The organism is Lewinella sp. 4G2, assembly GCF_001625015.1.
In the GTDB taxonomy this organism is placed as follows: Bacteria; Bacteroidota; Bacteroidia; order Chitinophagales; family Saprospiraceae; genus Neolewinella.
On the sequence record NZ_LVWJ02000014.1, the window covers coordinates 1,417,129 to 1,435,909 of the forward strand.

The following is an 18,781-nucleotide window of genomic DNA, read 5'->3' on the forward strand; positions in this document are numbered from 1 at the left end:
ACGCAGAAATTTTTACCTTCCTAAGACCGTGGCTTCCCCGAGCGGGCGCCCTTCCTTGGGCCACCCTTTCCGCCGCCTTTGCCACCTTCGCCGCGGGGGCGTTTTTTGTAGACCAGGTGCATCCGGCTTTCCAGTGGGTTGGCGGCGTCTTCTTCGTGGCGGGCCCGGTGCTGAAAGGCTTCGTGAGCGCGGAAGAGGGCGGCGATGAAGGAGGCCGGGTTGGCTTCGTCCTTTCCCACCAGGTCGTAGGCGGTGCCGTGGTCGGGGCTCGTCCGAATGGCGGGCAGGCCGGCCGTGTAGTTGACGCCCTTACCGAAGCTGAGGGCTTTAAAAGGGATCAATCCTTGGTCGTGATACATGGCCAGGACGCCGTCGAAGTCGTGTTGCTTGCCGGCACCGAAGAATCCATCGGCGGGGAAGGGGCCCATGGCGAGAATGCCTTCCTTCTTGGCGGCCTCCACGGCGGGGCGGACGACCTTAATGTCCTCCATCCCGATCTTACCGTTGTCGCCGGCGTGGGGGTTAAGGCCGAGCACGGCGATGACGGGGCGCTGGAGCCCGAAGTCCGACCGCAGCGCGGCGTCCATGATCTTTAGTTTGTCGACGATGGCCTTCTTCGTCACTTTGGCGGCCACCTCCGCTACGGGGATGTGGTTGGTGACGACGCCGACGCGCAGTTCGTTCGTCACCAGGAACATCAGGCTTTCTTCGGCTCCGAGGCGTTCGGTCAGCATTTCGGTGTGGCCGGGGTAGGGGAAGCCTTCCTTGGGCATCACCGATTTATTGATGGGGGCGGTGACGAGGCCGTCGATGTTGCCCTCCTTGAGGTCTTCCACGGCCTGCTCGAGGGCGAGAGCGGCGGCGCGGCCTCCGGTTTCGGTGGGTTCGCCGGGGTTCAGTTCGAAATCTTCGGGGAAGGCCAGCACCAGGTTGACCCGTCCGTCCTCAGCCGCTTCGGCGGAGTCGACGACGGTATAGGAAAAGGCTTCGGCGGCCTCTCCCTGGTAACTCTTCAACGTTGCTTCCGAGGCGTAGATGACGGGGGTGATCATGTCGAGGATACCCTCCCGTACGAGTGATTTGATCACCACCTCCGGCCCGATGCCGTTGGGGTCGCCGATGGAGATGCCGATTTGTAATGGAGTCATGGGGCGAAGGTAGGGAAATGGGGGCGAGGATGGTTTGATATGGTATAACCGGGAACGATGAATGAACGAAAACGAGGGTGGTCGGCACGTCCATGACAAACGAAAACGAGGGCCTCCCGCACGTCCTGCGGACGATTGGTCGAACCCTCGCTACGATAGACGCCCCTCCAGGGCTAGCCCCAGCGGGGCGTCTATTGTAGCGAGGGGATGATTCCCCTCGTTTTCGTTAATTCCCTAGTTTTCGTTAACCCCCTCATTTTACAATCCCCTCCCACACAAAATTCAACCCCGTCCACATTCATATAGCCCATTTTTCCTCAATCCCAAACCCCGGCACCTGCGGCAGCGCCCGCCTGCTGAAAAACCTGGGACCATTCAATAGGAGGCCGTGCTTTAGTTGGCGCTGACGCGGGTGCTATGGAAAGAAAGTTAATTGGTTGACCAAAGATTGGTTGACCAATATTTGGTTGACCACTTTATCCGTGTAACTTTGTACGGTCTTGACCGGTGGAGCCCGTACGTTGTCCCTAACCTTTGAATCTATGGATTGGCGGGCTTCCGTTTGCCGGCGTACCCCGCGCGGCGGTCGGAGACTTTCACCTTATAGTATACTTAGTCGTTCAACTTAAATTAGACAAATATGAAGTCGATTTTGCAAAACTTTTACCTGCTGGCTGCCCTCATGCTGCCGGTAGTCATGATCACCTCCTGTGGGGATGATGATGACGGTGGTGGCCCCGTTCCACCCGATCCCTCCAGCGTAGTTGCCAGTTTCTCCTCCCAAGTAGATGCGGACAACTCCCTTACCTACAACTTTACCAACAGTTCCGTCGTAAACGGCATCACTGATCGCTCCTTCTCCTCTTCCTGGGACTTTGGCGGCGACGGCACTTCTACGGATGAGAACCCAACCTACACCTTCTCCGATGAGGGTACCTTCACCGTGACGCTGACCGTGACGGCTGCTGATGGCGTTAGCGAATCCGCTTCAGAAACCATTGAGGTTACCGCACCCAAGAACCGTTACGCTGTCGTAACCGACACGCAGGACGACGACACCGGCGAACTGCGTTTGGCGCTGGAAGACTCAATCATGACCGGCCGAATCACCTTCATGTACCGCGTAGCCGCTGGCCCCGTGGATATGGATATCCAAGATGCCTTCATCAACGTAGCGGGTAACTCTACTACGGGTGACTTCGCCCTGGTTGAAGTCCGCCTGAAGGACAACGCCATGCACGCTTTCCGTGAAGGCGCTTCCGATGATGCCATCGCCGCGGCCAACTTCCCCGAAGGTATGGCTGACGTTTGGGCTCCAGTTGAGATCAGCTGGGCTGCTGACGGAACGAACGCACCGACTTACAGCGTAAGCATCAACGGCCAGTCCGTAATTACGGACGCCATCAGTACCACCAACGGTGGTGCCGGCGACGTAGATGGTCACCTGTTAGCCGTTAAGGACGGTGTCCACAACCTTCAGTGGAAGTACGCCGGTAACTCTGCCGTAAACGACGGAGTCTACCACGTGGACGACATCGTGATCTACTCCTCAGATTCCGGTACGGAAACCATCGTATTTGAAGACGACTTCCAGGGCCGCACCGCCGGTGACAACCTGGATTCCGAAGAGAACGAAGACTCTCCCTACCACCCCAACAGCACGGACGTAAGCGTAGGGGAGGACCAGTAATTTGCCATAGAACCCACGGGACACCAAGTGATGGAACGTAGGTTCCAGTTACTCAAAGAAGAGGAGTGTCCGTCCCGGCACTCCTCTTCTATTTTACTTCCCGCGGGGGTGAACGCTCCCCCCAAAAAAGCAGCGTCCTTAACAGTCGATCATTCGTGGGCCACCGACCTAGCGTGGCTGCGAACTCTTACACCGCTTCCGGCGAGTACTCCGCCAAGATTCCCTGCCCCAATCGATTGCGGAGCAGTTTAGGTGCTTAATCAGCACTGGGTAGCCGTGTACACTTTCACTTTCAAATTAATCTTGATGAACTATTTCCACCAAAATTACCGCGTGCCCGCGCGGGGAGGGCTGTGGCTCTTCGTGCTGTGCTGTTGCTTCTTCTCGGCCAGCCTGGCCGCTCAGGGCCTCGTGAGCGGAACGGTTACTGACGAAGCCAGCGAACCGCTGATCGGCGTGACGATCCTCGTGAAGGGCAGTAGCTCCGGCACGGTTACCGATTACGACGGTAACTTCAGCATCAACGCGGCTCCCAATGCCACATTGTTGGTATCCTACCTGGGGTACGAATCCAAAAGCATCCCCGTTAACGGCCAGACGAACCTTAGTATTCGCTTGGGAACGGACGCCGAAGTCCTTGACGAAGTAGTCGTCGTTGGATACGGCTCCGTGAAGAAGAGCGACGTAACGGGTAGTGTGTCTTCCGTAAAGGCGGAAGAGATCCAGGCCTTCCCGCTGCTCAATGCCGCCCAGGCACTACAGGGACGCGCTGCTGGTGTCGTTGTCCAAACTCAAAACGGTGGGGAACCAGGAGCAAATATTTCCATCCGCGTCCGCGGTAACTCTTCGCTGAATGCGAGTAGTGACCCACTGGTAGTCGTTGATGGTTTTGTGGGTGCCGCCTTCCCACAGCAGAACGACATCGAGTCCGTAGAGATTCTCAAGGACGCATCCGCAACGGCGATCTACGGTTCGCGGGGGTCCGGCGGGGTCATCCTCGTAACTACCAAGAAGGGTAAGTCCGGCCGGCCAACGCTGGAGGTGAACTCTACTTACTCCAACCAGCAAACTACTAACCGGCTGGACCTACTGGATGCTAACGGCTTTGCGCGGTACCAGAACATGATCCGGGCTAACGCCGGTGACGCACCCTACGCTCAGGGCTTAGAAAATACCGACTGGCAGGATGAGATCTACCGGACGGGCTACACCCAGAACCAGCAGCTGGCTATTTCCGGTGGTGGCGACAACGTGAACTACTACTTTTCCGGCACATACTTTGGCCAGCAGGGGATTATCGTCAACTCGGAGTTCCAGAAACTGCAGTTCCTCGCCAACGTCGACGCTCAGGTAGGTAGCCGCCTTAGGGTGGGCATCAACAGCGTGACGAGCCGCAGCGATCAGGACGGTGTATCTACCCAGTCCACCGGGCGCGATAACATCGGTTCAGTTAACGGTGGCGGCGACGACGTCGTTTCCCTGGCCTTCCGCTTTGCCCCCGACGTGGGCCGTTTCGACGAGAACGGGAACTTCTCTCAGAACACCGTCGGTGACGACATCGAAAACCCCTGGGCCGTAGCGACTCAGATCACCAACGAAACGAAGACGGATAACTCCCGCACTAACGTTTACGCCGACTTTGAGATCCTGAAGGGTCTCAACATCAAATCTACCCTGGGTTACCGGACCCAAAACAGCACCGAGGGTTACTTCAAGCCCCAGACTTTTGTGCTCTCTGCCGGTGGTGGCTTCCTGGAATCCGTGAAGCGGACCAACCTGCTGAACGAGAACTACCTGACCTACACGACGAACGTTGGCAACGGTAACCTTACCGCTACTGCTGGCCACTCTTACCAGAAGTTCACGACCGAAGGCCTGGAGGCCGGAGCCCGTGGTTTGCTGACCGACGTATTTGGTTACTACAACCTCGAAGCGGGTGCCATCGACCAGCGTACGGTGGATTCCCGTTTCTCTGAATCTGAGATTGAGTCCGTCTTCGGCCGCGTCAACTTTGACTGGGCCGATAAGTACTTGCTGACGGCTACCGTTCGCCGGGATGGGGCCTCCAACTTCGCCGCGAATAATAAGTACGCCATTTTCCCCTCCGTAGCTTTCGGCTGGAAGGTGCACCGCGAGGATTTCCTGCTGGAGAACCCCACGCTATCTACCCTGAAACTCCGTGCCAGCTACGGCCTGACGGGCAACCAGGCCATTGGCCCTTACTCTTCCCTCTCGATTTACCGCGTACAGGCTCCAACGGTTGTTGGTGGGCCCTTCGCGGTGGACCTCGCCCGGGAAGCCAACCCGGACCTGAAGTGGGAAACTTCCTACCAGACCAATATTGGTGTTGACTTCGGCTTCTTCGAGGACCGCATCACCCTGAGTGCCGATTACTACAACATCGATACTGAGGATCTGCTGGCCGTGGACCGCGCCTCCAACTTCTACCTCGGTACTTCCGATCTGGATGTACTGCGAAATGTAGGATCAATCAATAACCGCGGCCTTGAATTCTCTCTGAACTCCACCAACATCAACCGGAACGACTTCCGGTGGACGTCGAACTTCAACATTGCGCGTAACCGCAACGAGATTGTGGAACTGTCCGGCGGAACGGAGATCCTGGGTAGCGGCGCGCCCGGCTACTTCGCCGGTGGCAATACCTACATCCTCCGTGAAGGGGAAGCACTGGGTCTTTTCTGGGGTCTGAACTACCAGGGTGTGTACCAGGGTGGTGCGCTACCTACCGGCACTGCAGTGCAGGATGTTTCCCTGGACGATATGGGCAACCCCATCCCCGGTGAGCCCCTCTTCGCCGACGTGGCGGATGAGGAAGGTAACTTCGACGGTACCATCACGGATGACGACCGCCAGATCATTGGTGACCCGAACCCGGACTTCACCTTTGGCTTTACGAACACCCTGACTTACAAAGCCTTTGACCTGAATATCTTCTTTCAGGGTGCCGTAGGTGGGGATATCTATAACCTCACGGCGGTGCAGCTTTTCAATGGTGACAGTAATGGTTTGACGGATGTACTTAATTCCTGGACGCCCGAAAACCCGAATACGGATATTCCTCGGGCTACGATTCGTGGGCGGGAGCGTTCTTCCCGTTTTGTGGAGGACGGTAGCTACGTCCGCCTGAAGAACGTAGCCCTGGGCTACACCTTGCCCTCCAGCGTATTCAATAATATTGGGTTTGGTTCCTCCGCCCGCCTGTCCGTCAGTGCGCAGAACTTGTTGACATTCACCGACTATTCTGGTCTTGACCCCGAGGTAAGCTACTTCGGAAGCGGCGGAGAAAGCAGTGGAGACGACAATGTGATTCAAGGACACGACTTTGGCAATTACCCTAACCTTCGGTCCATCACCTTCTCCCTTAATTTGAGGTTCTAATAATGTGTTGCCGCTCAACCGGGCGGTGCGGCCAATTGCCCACTGCCCGGTAGAGCATCACCGTCATGCACAACACAAAATGAAATTAAAATGAAAGCATATCATTATCTACTTGCATTAGTACTCGGTCTTTCCTTTACGGGATGTTCGGACCTGGAGGAAAATGCCATCAGCCAACTGGAGCCGAGTGAGCGCGTAGTTGACCGGGCTACGGTTGAGACTACCATTGCCGGTGCCTACAGCAACCTGGCGGCGCGGGCTTTTCTTTCCCGTGGCCTCGGCCTTACCGTTATGCTCCGTTCGGACATGGTGGCCATCGGCAACCCAACAACGGCGGCCGAGCGGATCGAGCACGATCTATTTACGGTCTCTGCGACCAACCCACTCATCCTGAACCCTTCCCGGCCCGAGCGGAGTTTCTGGCCCCGGCTTTACCAAATCGTTCGTGGAGCTAACGAAACCCTCCGCGAAGTCGAAGCGCTGGAAGAGCAGGCGCCCGGTGTGAAGGAGGAAATTGCGGCCCGCGCCCGCTTCATCCGTGGTTACTCGTACTACCACCTGGTGCGCCTCTTCGGTGACGTACCCTACCTCGACGAGACCACGACGACCATCGTAGCCTCCGAAATGGGAAGAACGTCCGCTGAAGTAGTTTACGAGAACATCATTGCGGATTTCGAATACGCCAAAGAGTGGCTACCGAATACGCGCGATGACCGTGCACTGCCGGGTAAGGCTGCTGCAAGTGCCTTCCTGGCTTCCGTTTACCTCACCCGTGAGGAATGGCAAATGGCCTACGACGAGGCAACTGACATTATCAACAAGGCGGGTACGTATGATCTGGCCCTCGAGCCTGACTTTGCGAATCTTTACGATGCGGCACTGACCAACTTCAGTAAGGAGCCCATCTTCGTGATTGATTTTGTCGGTACCAACATCAACGATGAGTCACGTGACTACCTGGCGGCCTTTACGGGCTTCTACGGTCAGGCTACGTACTACCCATCGGGCGGATGGTCCGTGATGGTACCTTCTCTGGCGGTATACAACACCTGGGATGACGATGACTACCGCAAGGAGGTATCCCTGGACGACGAGGCCGTGGACAACCGCGGTAATGTGATCCCCTTCACCATGTTCTCCAGCCTGGATGGCCGTAACGCCAACCGCCCCCACATCTCCAAGTACACGTCTATGGCCGGTTCTCTGCCCCAGGCGAATACGAGTGGCCGGGATTCTGAATCCAACTACCAGCTGATGCGTTTCGCCGAGGTTTACCTCATTGCCGCCGAAGCCGCCGCTGAGCTTGGCCGGACTGCCGACGCTGACCGCTTCGTCAATATCGTCCGCGAACGGGCGCGTAATGGCGACGGATCCGGTGCCCCGAGTGCTTCCCCCGCCAACATCTCCGGTGCTACCGTTGAGGACGTACTGGAAGAAAGAAGACTGGAGTTGGCCTTTGAGCACAAGCGCTGGTACGATATCGTACGCAGAAGACTTGGTGGTGAGGCCTTTGGCCCTAATGGACTGGAGTCCGAGCTCCCAGCAAAGAGTTTTGACCCATCCCGTGATTACCTGTTGCCGATCCCTCCGATTGAGTTGAGCAATAACCCGGCCTTGACTCAGAACCCGGGCTATTAGTCAGCTACGTATTGGTAACAAAAAGGAGCCTTCCGTCCTCGTGACGGAAGGCTCCCTTCCCAAAAACTATCAACTATGTTCTCTTTTCCTACCTCTTTCGGTGGTGCGTGTATTTCCTACCGCTGCTATGTGTCAAGTGCTGGCACCGCGGTATTGCTAGCTGCTTTTACGCTGTTCAGTACCTACGCAACGGCGCAGGACCTGGATCCCACCTTGCCCCCCAGTGGTAATTTCGATCTGTCGTACTGGAAATTGACCCGCCCCAACCAGGTGGAATTGGACGAGGACGCCCTTACGAGTGGAACGACCATTCCAGGGGAATTTTACACCGACCCCGTTACCGGCGCCATGGTTTTCTGGTGCCCGAATAATGGCCGTACTGGTGGTAGCACCTACCCACGTAACGAACTCCGAGAAATGATGCGCCGGGGCGATTCCAGCATTGGTACAAAGGGAATTAATAAGAACAACTGGGTCTTCTCTTCCTCCACGCGGGCCAACCAGGAAGCTGCTGGTGGAGTAGACGGTGTGCTACGCGCCACCGTTGCCGTGGACCACGTTTCCGAAACCTCCGACGCCAGCTTCAAGATTGGCCGGACGATCGTGGGCCAGATTCACGCCTCCGACGATGAACCCTGCCGCCTCTACTACCGGAAACTACCGAACAATACGCGCGGCTCCATCTACTTCGCGCACGAACCCACGACCGGCCCCGAGCAGTGGTATGAGATGATCGGTTCCCGCTCGGACGGCATTGCGGACCCTGCGGACGGCATAGCCCTCGGTGAAAAATTCAGTTACGAAATCAAAGTTGTTGGCAATGCACTTACCGTCACGATCTCCCGGGAGGGTAAGCCCGACGTGGTGACGGAAGTCGACATGACCGACAGTGGTTTTGCCGACGACTGGATGTACTTCAAGGCGGGTAACTACAACCAAAATAATGCGGGTGATGCGGGTGAATACGCTCAGGTATCCATATTTGCCCTCGACGTTACGCACAGCGCACCAACGCCCCCCGCGGAATACACCGCACCGTCGGACATCCCCCGCTTTCAGCCCTTCCTGGCGGAGTGTAAGATCCAGGCGCCCACCAGCGCAACGCTCCGCGATCGGGACGCCTTGAACCAAGGGTACAGCCACCCAACCTGGTTCAACGTAGTGGACGGGGACAAAATCCGCTTCAACCAAACCGGTGACAGCAAACGAACCGAACTGCGCGACCTCGAGAATTGGGACCTCACCCAGGAAGACCGTTCCCTCCACGGCCGGATTGATATCGTAGAAATGACCTGCGATCAGGTCACCGTCATGCAGATCCACGACGACGCCAATGCGGGCTCCGGACCCAACAAGCCATTGCTGCGGATCTACAAGCACAATGGCCGCTCGCCCACCAATCATATTTGGGCGGCGGTGAAAACTAACGAAGGTGGCGTGGCGACCACCCACATCGACCTCGGCGAGGACCCCGGTGGCTACTTCAACTGCGACATTCGCCTGGTGGATGGCCGGATGATCATCGACTTTGAGGGCGAGGAGAAATACAATGAAGATGTATCCTTTTGGACCTGGCCCAGTTACTGGAAAGCTGGTGTCTACCTGCAGGACGAAGGCACCGCGACCGCTCACTTCGACCAACTTTTTGAAGAGGACGGTAGTGTGCAGAACTTCTTCCCCTCCGTAAGCCTCACCTCGCCCACGGCGGGGACCAACTTCACCCCGGGTAGCGACATCACCATCACGGTGGACGCGGATGACTCCGACGGTAACGTGGCGCTGGTAGAATTCTTCGAAGGAGGCAACAACAAAATTGGCGAGGATGATTCCGCGCCCTACGAATTTACTTGGACGGGCGTCCCCGAAGGTGACTACACCCTGACGGCGCGGGCTACGGACAATGAAGGTGGCTCCCGTACTTCTCTGAGTACTATGATCACCGTACAAATGCCCATTGCCATCACCGGTATCGATTTGGTCGACCCAGGCCCGGTAGCGGTTGGAGCTAGCAAACAGCTCTCGGCCAACATCATACCCGCCGATGCAACGAACCAGAATTTGACTTACACCTCCTCCGACGAGAACATCGCTACGGTTGATGCCACCGGCCTCGTGACCGGCGTTGCGGAAGGTGAAGTGACCATCACCGTTACAACCGAGGACGGAGGATTTAGCGACGCTATTTCTCTCAAAGTGCTGAACCCCAATTCCGTCGTCAACTGGGCGCTCTCCAAACCGGTAGTAGGAACGGGTACTGCGGATGGGGCAAACGTTGTCAGCAACCTGGTAGATGATGATACGGATACCCGCTGGTCCGTCCAGCCCTTCCCGCAAACGGCGACGGTTAACCTGGAACGGGTGATTGCGATCTCCGCCACGGAAGTCACCTGCTACCAAAACCGCGCTTACCAGTACACCATCGAAGCGGCCATGGACGAGAATGGCCCCTACACAACTATTGTCGACCGCAGCACCAATGCTGACCAGGGCACGGCGGACGACCCCATTCGTGACGTGGTGGACGGTTTCCCCGCTCGCTACGTACGCATCACGGTTACGGGTGCAAACGTGTACACTGGCCCGTGGGTCAGCCTCACTGAACTGCGCGTATTTGGCGAGCCGGTGACGAGTGTAACCAATCCGACCGGTACGCCGGTTGCTCTCTCCCCGAATCCAGCAGATACGCAGGTGAATTTTACTGGCGCGGAAGATTACCAATCGGTATCGGTCTTCGACCAGACGGGGCGATTGGTCCTAGAGCAGCAGATTGGTACCTCTACTTCGCTGGACGTTCGTGCGTTGCGGAGTGGGGTTTACCTGGTCCGGTTTGAGGGGGCGGGGACTGCTTTTATTACGAAGTTGGTTAAGCGGTAGGGGAACGTCATTGGGGGCGGGTGTCCAGCGAGAACGAACGATTAAAAACGAAAACTAGGGCGTTCCGCACGTCCGCATTGAACGAAAACGAGGGTCTCCCGCACGTCCTGCGGACGTATTGGTCGAACCCTCGCTACAATAGACGCCCCGCTGGGGCTAGGTGAATGGTAGCCCCAGCGGGGCGTCTACCGTAGCGAGGGGATGTTTCCCCTCATTTCGTTACCACCCTAGTTTTCGTTATCCCCTCGTTTTAGTCATCCCCATTGATTCTTGTTCCTAACCCTCGCACCTGCGGCAGCGCCTCTTCATCCGCTGAAGTAGGCGCTGCCGCAGGTGCTGGCAAATTGGGGTGAAACGGGATAATGCCGTTGGCGGAGGGTCAGCCCCAACAGAATTTGAAGACCTACGTTCGTATATTACAACGTACAATTCTCGAACCATGACCGCGATCGCCCACCCGCAACTGGACTTGCTTGCTAACCTCCACTTCATTACGTTGGAGCGCTACCACGCCATGATCGAGGCGGGCATTCTGGGGGAAGACGACCCGGTGGAGTTGCTGGCGGGTAAAATCGTAGATATGAGCCCTATTGGCCGCTTTCACGCAGTGTGCGTAAGAAACCTTGCTACCTATTTTGTGCCACTACTTAAGGATGCATACATCTGTAGCCAGGAGCAACCCATCACCATTCCCAGTGGCTCGGAACCAGAACCGGACTACGTGATTGCCACCCGCCACGACCACCAATACCTCGACCACCACCCCTACCCCGAAGATATCCACTTACTCATCGAAGTGGCCGACAAAACGCTGGCGCGTGACCGGGGGAGCAAACTCAACATCTACGCGGCGGCGGGCATCCCTGAATACTGGATCTTTAACCTCATCGAGCGGCAATTGGAGATTTATACTGAGCCGGATATGGAAAAGGGTGTCTATGCTGCTGAACGAGTGTTAACGCATGCGGAGGTGCTGGAGGGGCATGCGTTGGCGGGGACGGTTGGGGTTGGGGGGTTGTTGCCTTGAGTGGTTGGGCAACGAAAACAAGGGCTTCCCGCACGTTCATAACAAACGAAAACGAGGGCCTCCCACACGTCCTGCGGACGATTGGTCGAACCCTCGCTACAATAGACACCCCGCTGGGGCTAGTCCCGGAGGGGCGTTTATCGTAGCGAGGGAATGCTTCCCCTCGTTTTCGTTAATCCCCTCATTTTCATTCCCTTTATTTCCATTTCCCCGTTTTCGTCCCCTCATATCTTCTCGATCCCAAAAACCCCGCACCCGCGGCAGCGCCAAAAAACCGCCAAGCCCTACTCCCTAACCACCAGCAAAACCCAATCCATCTCCACCTCGGACGTAGGTTGTGGTAATCTCAGCAGACCACCCGTGGCCACCAGCGGTTCATCCTGCAGCGCATACTTTCCCGTCCGTGGGTTGAGTAGCCAGGTGCGGTAGGGGCCATCCGCCGTGGTGAGGGTGTTAGTGGATTTGTTGCCGCGCTTTAGGTAGATGAGGTACGTGGCGTCGGGTTGGGCCAGGACCCAGTCGTTTGGGTCGGTGGTGAGGTCGTTGGCGGGCACCATTTGAGGGAGGTCCGGGCGGTGGTCTTCGATGAAGGTGAGGAGGTGACGGCACTGGTCCCAGAACAGGTCGCGGCTGCGGAAATCCTGGAGGGTGAGGTCGGAGTGGGCGTGTTTGTACCCGAAGTACCATTCGGTGCCCCAGGCGCCGGCCAGGAGGCTGGCCCAGAGTGCGTTCTGCCGGGCGTCATTGTGGGCCTTGCCGGTGTTGTCAGCGTCGGGGACGAGGCTGTGCTGGGCATCTCCGGGCTCGTCGACGGCGATGGCCCAGGGCTTGACGTACATCCGCCGCTCCCGCGTAAGACCGTGCCAGTAACGGACCTCATCGTACACGCGGCTGAAGTCTGGCTGATCGGTCTGGAGGGAGAGGCCGGTGTAGTGGCTCTCCGGCGTGAGGAGGTCGTAAAAAGGCTGGCCATTGTGGATCACGACGTGGTGGCGATACGGGTCGTGCTCGTAAAAGTAGCGGGCCATGGCCAGGCGTTGGGTAGTGGTCTGGACGGGCGTTTCCTCCTTGCCTCGCCACTTGCCATTCTCTTCGCCGATGTTCCAATTCAGAGCGGGGTGGTGGCCGAAGCGGGCCATCAATTCGCGGTAGTACAATTTACGCTGGGGGCCAAGGTCGCCGCCGTCGAGCAGGCCCTGATTTTCGACCTCACTCATCTTGAAGTGGAGGAACATCCCCTTATCCGTGCCGTGCTGGAAAACGACGTTCCACTGGTCCATTTTGCTGACGTCGATACGCTCGTAATTGTCGTAGCTGATGTAGGGGAAAACGTTGCGGTCGTCGCCCGCGATGTTGAGCGTCAGGAAGCTGAAGTTGTTAAGGCCCTCGCTGGCGAGGTAGTTGATGGCCCCGATGAGGCCCTTCCCCCGGCCGCCGGCCCAGGTGGGGTCGCCTGCTCGCCAGTCAGCCTCGTGGGCCGCCCAGGTTTTGATGAGATCATCCTTCTGGCCATCGTCGTGAAAGGTGCCGTCGAAATCGGCGTAGCTCAATAGATTCTCTGGAGCATCGACGCCAACCTTATAGAAGTATTCACCCGTTTCGGCCCAGACGGGATACTGGCGGTGGTGAAAGAGGAGCCGCCCGCGACGGCCGGGGTGATCCGCCGGTCGGTTGTCCGGGCCAATGGCAAACGTGCCGACCAGGCCATCAGCTATGGGGACGGGTTCTCCGGCCTGGGGGTTATCTGACACGGCTACGTTTCCTCCCCGGCGAAAACTGACCTTGTAGCTCCAGTCTCCCTCATGATCGGGGGCGAAGCGGCAGCGCCAGACCTTGCCACTGGTAGCCCCGGTATTGCCCGCATCACCGTCAGCAGCAAAAAATCCGGGGACGCGGTACGCCACCGAATCGTGGCGGAAAGTGACGTCCATACGATAATGCAAAAAAGGATTGTAACGATCGTCCTCGGACGTCTGCGGACCAATGACATCGAGTGTCAATAAATGGTGCTTCCGTAGCTCGCCGGACAGCGTCGCCTGGGCGGAGAGCAAAAGGGGAAATAGTAAGCAGAGACAGAAGATTACGTAGCGGGGTAAGGTGGGGAAGATTTTCGTGGCCGAATGATTCTTGAGCATGGTTACGTAATTGTGCTGCCGGTTGGTGGTGAAGGGTAATATCTGAATAATTATGCGTTATCATTGGACGCACGCAGGAGCTCAAGCCTTGCTGCGCGCGGTTTGAACTCCTGCGTTACGATGACTTAGATGGAAGTAAGAAATAAATCAACTAGTAATTTCTCCAGGTCCTCGTAGCGTCCGACGGAGGAGGTCCTGCGAGCGTCCGGCTGTGTACTTGACCGCACGGTCGCAGGAAGATTCTATTTCCGCTGCGCTACAATAATATCGACGCTACGAGGAGCTATGGGTAGCGGGGGGATTAAAAAGCTACGATAATACAGACCCTCGTGGCGTCCGACGAAGGAGGTCCAGCGAGCATCCGCGTGGCGCGATACCAACCAAAACTCTGCTATCTAAACCCAAACCAATCCAGCCCCACACCCCCTTTGTCACCACCTACAACCGTCAGGTATAAATCGTGTACCCCGTTAATCGGAGATACGGCGGTGGAAACAGCCCGGAACGCATCCGCTCCGCCCGTTGCCGGCACGAGGATCTCTCCCAGTTTTTCTCCATCAATGCCATCGATTCTTACTTCAATGCGGGTGCCGACTTCGGTCGAGGAGAGGCACGCCGTAGACTCGGTCACCCCTTTCGAGAAATCTACGTTGGCGTAGCGTAGCCAGTCGCCCGCTTGGAGGTTGGCTACCTGAAAGCCTGCACCGGGCGCATCTTGCTTGGTGGCGCTGGTCGCCGTCGGTATTTCGTAGTACCATTCTGCTTCGATTCGGTCCCAGCCGGCATCGTATCGCCCGACGCCGTTGGCGAAGTGGGCATCGAGGAAACCGGTGTCCGTTACCAGGCGGCCGTCGTTGGTGAAGTGGGCGTAACTGATGATGGTCTCCCGGTACTTTTTACCCTGCTGCAGATAATAGCACCACACGTGGTAAAACTGGCCTTTCCACCAGAAAAAACTCCCGTGGGCGTACTGGTTGAGGTGGTGGCCAATCCCCACTGGCCCACGGCCTACGTACGGGCCGTATACGTTATCGGAAGTAGCGTAATCCCGCCCCCAACTCAGGTAGTAGGTGTCTTGATATTTAAATAAATAGCTTTTATCCATCCACTCCGGTGCCTGCGCCCATTCCTCGCCCGTGATGGTCAGCGGCCGCGGAGTCTCGGCCAGGGAGGTCATGTTTTCATTTAATCGGGCGATGCGGAAGCTCACCTCTTTATCTCCGTATAATAGATAGGGGGTGTTCCCGGCGTCGTCATCAATAAAAGCCGTCGGGTCGTGGCGGGGCGCTACGAGTGGTTGGCCGAGGACATCCCGAAACGGTCCGGCCGGGGTTGGGCCCGTCATTACACCCACGCTGCGTTTCTGGTCGGAGAAATAAAAATAATGTTGCCCGTTCCGCTCGGCGGCATCCGAAGCCCAGCAATCCGTGGCTCCCGCGCCCATATAATTATCGGCGGGGCTGATGGTGCCTACGTGCTGCCAATTAACGAGGTCCGTCGTGGCGAATACTCGCCAATCTTTCATCACCCAGGTCGCGTCCTCGGGCGTATCGTCGTGGCCGGTATACAGGAATAAAGTATCATTAAAAACCCGCGCGTGGGGGTCCGACATCCCGATGTCCTTAATGAGTGGGTTTTGCCCTTGCAGGAGAAATGGAAAGAAGAGAAACAGGTAGGCGTATTTCATTCGGGAGGGGTTGTGATTTAGCGTTGGGGTAGCGGATAGGTGTAGCGAATTACGTACTCTCCCGACGGCAATAAGGTCGCTCCCTTTTCCCGTAGAGAACGGGTTACTGCACTGCCATCACCCATAGTGGCTACGCTCAGGTCCTGCGCTCCGCCACCCGGTAAGATCACCGTAGCCTGGGCGTTCGCAGGGACAACTACCCGGTAGGTGAAGCGCCCGTCCGTAAGGTTCCATTCGGAGGTCGCCGGTCCGTAGGGAGTATCCATTTTCGCCGTCGCGCTGGTGAGGCCGCCGCCGGGGTGGGGGTCCAGGAAGAAATGGCGGTAGCCGGGCTGCGCCGGGTCCGTCCGCAGGCCCGCTACGTGGGTATACAACCACTCACCGATGGCTCCGTACGCGTAGTGATTGAAGCTGTTCATCCCTTCAATGATCGTTCCGTCGGGTTGCTGGGTATCCCAACGTTCCCAGATGGTAGTGGCGCCCTGGGTAACGGGGTAGAGCCACGACGGATATTCCTTCCGGTTGAGCAATTGGAAAGCCAGGTCATCCCGATCAATCCTGGACAGGCTGGAACACAACAGCGGCGTACCCACGAAACCGGTGGTGAGGTGGCCGAAGCGCTCCACGTCCGCCGCAAAGTAATCGGCAGTGGCCTCCAGCATATCCTCTGGAACCAAGCCAAAGGTGATCGCTAGTGCGTAGGCCGTTTGGGTGTGGGAGACCAGGCGTCCGCTTCGAGTAAAGTATTCCCGCTGAAAGGCCGCTTTGATAGCCTCGGCGAGTTGGCCGTAATGGGTGGCCTCCTCGGTTTTTCCCACCAGGGTGGCAATTTCGGCCAGTTTAATCGTTGAATAGTAATAATAAGCGGTGGCGATCAGGTCCTTTTCCGTCACCGATCCGGCGTAGTCCGGTTTGTCGGAGTGGTAGGCAAGCCAATCGCCCCAGTGCCAGTCCTTAGCGTTATTCCACAGGTGGTCGTCGCCGGCGCGGCCGTGCATGAATTCGACCCACCCCTTCATGCTGGGGTATTGCTGTTCGAGAATACGCTGGTCCCCGTAGCTCTGGTAGACCGTCCACGGCACCACGATGGCAGCGTCGCCCCAGGCGGTGGCGCCGCCTTTGCCGTCGTACATATCGGGTACGATGTGGGTAACCTTTCCGTTTTCGTGCTGGTCCGCCGCCAGATCTTTTAGCCATTTGGTGTAAAATGCGCTCACGTCAAAGTTATACGCCGCCGTCATACTGAATACCTGGGCGTCGCCCGTCCAGCCCACCCGTTCGTCGCGTTGGGGGCAGTCTGTAGGGATATCCAAAAAATTATCTTTTTGGCCCCACTGGATATTGCTTTGCAACTGATTAATGAGGGAGTCGGAACAGGAGAATGAACCGGTAGGCGTCATGTCGGAGTGAATCACAACACCGGTCAGTTCATCTACAGTTGGCGCATAACCAATCACCTGAATGAAGCGAAACCCGTGGAAGGTGAAGCGGGGCTCAAAGATTTCCTCCCCGCTTCCCTTAAGCACGTAAACATCTGTTGCTTCCGCGGTGCGGAGGTTGGTGGTGTAGAAATTACCCTCCTTATCCAGCACTTCCGCAAATTTGAGGACGACGGAATCGCCGGCGTTTCCCCGAACTTTGATGCGGGCGCGGCCTACGATGTTCTGCCCCAGATCGTACACCCTTTCTCCATTGGGAGTGATGATGACCTCCCGTGGTGTGATTTCATCAATAGCCCTTACGGGGACGCTATTTGAGGCCACCAACTGTGTTTTGGGGATGTCGGGTGTCGCCACCTGAGGCCAAGTTCTATCATCGTAGCCGGGTAGTTTCCAACCCGTCGGCTCATTACGCGCGTCGTAGCGCTCCCCGTTGTAAATGTCCGTGCTGCGGAAGGCACCCGTCGTGGCCCGCCAGCTGCCGTCGGTATTGACGGTTGCTACCGATCCGTCGGAGTAGGTGATGACCAATTGCGCTAAAAAGGCCAGTTTATTCCCGTAATAGTTGCGTTTACCTTTCCAACCCAGGTAGCCACGGAACCAGCCATCAGCTACGTTAACGGCCAGGGTATTATGCTTCTGTAGCATTTCGGTCACGTCGTAGGCCTGGTACTGCAATCTTTTTTTATAGCTGGTAAATCCGGGGGTAAATAACTGATCGCCTACTTTTTGGCCGTTTAAATAACATTCGTAAATACCGTGCGCCGTTGCGTATAGCCGGGCGGATTTAATATTTTTATTCGTATCAAAATCCTTCCGGTAATAGTGGGCGGGGAGGGATGTCTCCGAGTCGGGTTCATTCGCCAGGCTGATCCATTGTGCGCTCCAGTCGCCCGTATTCACCAGTCCGGTTTCCCAGTAGGCCGGTGCGCTCCACGCAGAGGTTTCCCCGTTCTGGTTCCAGATCCTTACCTGCCAATAACGCCGCTCACCACTTTTCAGCGCGGGGCCTCCGTATTCAATTTGGGTGGATTGGCTACTCAAAACTTTACCGGTCGCCCAGGTATGTTTTTTATTTTTTGAGAGTTCCCGTTCCGTGGCGGCCATCCGTATTTCGTAGGCCGTTTGCCTGGCGCCGGGGCTGCCATCCTGCATCCACCAGCTGAAACGTGGCCGCTGCACGTCGATCCCGATCGGGTTGTCGAGGTATTCACAACGTAACCGTTCCACCGCGGGCTGGGCGGAGAGGTAGGTGCCCAGCAAAAGGGCAATTAACAAGTGTAGAATACGCATGATCTCTGGTAAGTACTTAAATAATAAGGGCGCTGCCGCAGGTGCAAGGTAATGGACCAAGATAACGGGATCACGGCGTAAGGAGTGGGAGACATTTTGCCGAGAGGCAGAACGATATGATCAAAGGACAGTCCTTAGCAGGTTCACCAATAAGCCCAATATCGACAGCCCTAACGTAAGTCGTTGAAATAAGCGACCGGCTCAACCTCGGTCGTTATCCTTTCTATACCTGAAACGGAGTTTTTTGGGAAAATTAGCGCGACGTTATTTTTGTGTCTACCTAGCCAGAAAATTTAAGCATCCTGATTTGATCGGGACGGTTCAATTTTCTAACGACGGTAGACGCGAAAAGAACAAGCGATAAATTCCCAAACCACTTTGATTCAGGTATAACCTTGCCCACTTCCACCGCACCCGCGGCAGCGCCCTGAACTGCATTATTTTGGTAATC

General features: G+C 56.7%; 9 protein-coding genes. 5 read left to right on the forward strand and 4 right to left on the reverse strand.

Annotated features, from left to right (window positions below):
* Positions 1 to 20 precede the first annotated feature (20 nt).
* Complete coding sequence (gene pdxA / locus A3850_RS06880; protein ID WP_068215134.1) at positions 21 to 1,148, reverse strand: 4-hydroxythreonine-4-phosphate dehydrogenase PdxA; 1,128 nt, start codon at positions 1,146 to 1,148, stop codon at positions 21 to 23.
* Between the two features lie 640 nt (positions 1,149 to 1,788).
* Between pdxA and A3850_RS06885 the strand changes: the two genes are divergently transcribed.
* The 5 genes from A3850_RS06885 (at position 1,789) to A3850_RS06905 (ending at position 11,776) form a co-directional block, all read left to right on the forward strand.
* The gene (locus A3850_RS06885) at positions 1,789 to 2,838 is read left to right on the forward strand and encodes a PKD domain-containing protein (RefSeq protein WP_068215135.1); all 1,050 of its coding nucleotides are present in this window, start codon (positions 1,789 to 1,791) and stop codon (positions 2,836 to 2,838) included.
* A gap of 306 nt (positions 2,839 to 3,144) precedes the next feature.
* Positions 3,145 to 6,237, forward strand: coding sequence for a TonB-dependent receptor (locus tag A3850_RS06890; RefSeq protein WP_082921662.1), 3,093 nt, complete (start codon positions 3,145 to 3,147; stop codon positions 6,235 to 6,237).
* A gap of 90 nt (positions 6,238 to 6,327) precedes the next feature.
* A complete protein-coding gene (locus tag A3850_RS06895; RefSeq protein ID WP_068215136.1) occupies positions 6,328 to 7,875 on the forward strand; it encodes a RagB/SusD family nutrient uptake outer membrane protein in 1,548 nt (515 codons plus the stop codon).
* 75 nt (positions 7,876 to 7,950) lie between these two features.
* Positions 7,951 to 10,749 carry a polysaccharide lyase family 7 protein gene (locus A3850_RS06900; RefSeq protein ID WP_082921663.1) on the forward strand — a complete coding sequence of 933 codons (2,799 nt, stop codon included), beginning with the start codon at positions 7,951 to 7,953 and terminating at the stop codon, positions 10,747 to 10,749.
* Positions 10,750 to 11,188: 439 nt separating this feature from the next.
* Positions 11,189 to 11,776: a Uma2 family endonuclease gene (locus A3850_RS06905; protein ID WP_068215137.1), complete on the forward strand. Its 588-nt coding sequence runs from the start codon at positions 11,189 to 11,191 to the stop codon at positions 11,774 to 11,776.
* Between the two features lie 284 nt (positions 11,777 to 12,060).
* Here the strand turns inward: A3850_RS06905 and A3850_RS06910 are convergent, their stop codons facing one another.
* From A3850_RS06910 to A3850_RS06920, 3 genes are all read right to left on the reverse strand, one after another.
* Complete coding sequence (locus A3850_RS06910) at positions 12,061 to 13,911, reverse strand: DUF5060 domain-containing protein (protein WP_082921664.1); 1,851 nt, start codon at positions 13,909 to 13,911, stop codon at positions 12,061 to 12,063.
* A gap of 391 nt (positions 13,912 to 14,302) precedes the next feature.
* Positions 14,303 to 15,598 carry a carbohydrate-binding protein gene (locus tag A3850_RS06915; RefSeq protein ID WP_157500948.1) on the reverse strand — a complete coding sequence of 432 codons (1,296 nt, stop codon included), beginning with the start codon at positions 15,596 to 15,598 and terminating at the stop codon, positions 14,303 to 14,305.
* A gap of 17 nt (positions 15,599 to 15,615) precedes the next feature.
* Positions 15,616 to 18,330: a glycoside hydrolase family 78 protein gene (locus A3850_RS06920; protein ID WP_231915292.1), complete on the reverse strand. Its 2,715-nt coding sequence runs from the start codon at positions 18,328 to 18,330 to the stop codon at positions 15,616 to 15,618.
* Positions 18,331 to 18,781 lie beyond the last annotated feature (451 nt).

Bases quoted from the DNA above. Each gene is read 5' to 3' on its own strand.
- pdxA (WP_068215134.1), bottom strand. From the start codon at position 1,148: ATGACTCCATTACAAATCGGCATCTCCATCGGCGACCCCAACGGCATC.
- A3850_RS06885 (WP_068215135.1), top strand. From the start codon at position 1,789: ATGAAGTCGATTTTGCAAAACTTTTACCTGCTGGCTGCCCTCATGCTG.
- A3850_RS06890 (WP_082921662.1), top strand. From the start codon at position 3,145: ATGAACTATTTCCACCAAAATTACCGCGTGCCCGCGCGGGGAGGGCTG.
- A3850_RS06895 (WP_068215136.1), top strand. From the start codon at position 6,328: ATGAAAGCATATCATTATCTACTTGCATTAGTACTCGGTCTTTCCTTT.
- A3850_RS06900 (WP_082921663.1), top strand. From the start codon at position 7,951: ATGTTCTCTTTTCCTACCTCTTTCGGTGGTGCGTGTATTTCCTACCGC.
- A3850_RS06905 (WP_068215137.1), top strand. From the start codon at position 11,189: ATGACCGCGATCGCCCACCCGCAACTGGACTTGCTTGCTAACCTCCAC.
- A3850_RS06910 (WP_082921664.1), bottom strand. From the start codon at position 13,911: ATGCTCAAGAATCATTCGGCCACGAAAATCTTCCCCACCTTACCCCGC.
- A3850_RS06915 (WP_157500948.1), bottom strand. From the start codon at position 15,598: ATGAAATACGCCTACCTGTTTCTCTTCTTTCCATTTCTCCTGCAAGGG.
- A3850_RS06920 (WP_231915292.1), bottom strand. From the start codon at position 18,330: ATGCGTATTCTACACTTGTTAATTGCCCTTTTGCTGGGCACCTACCTC.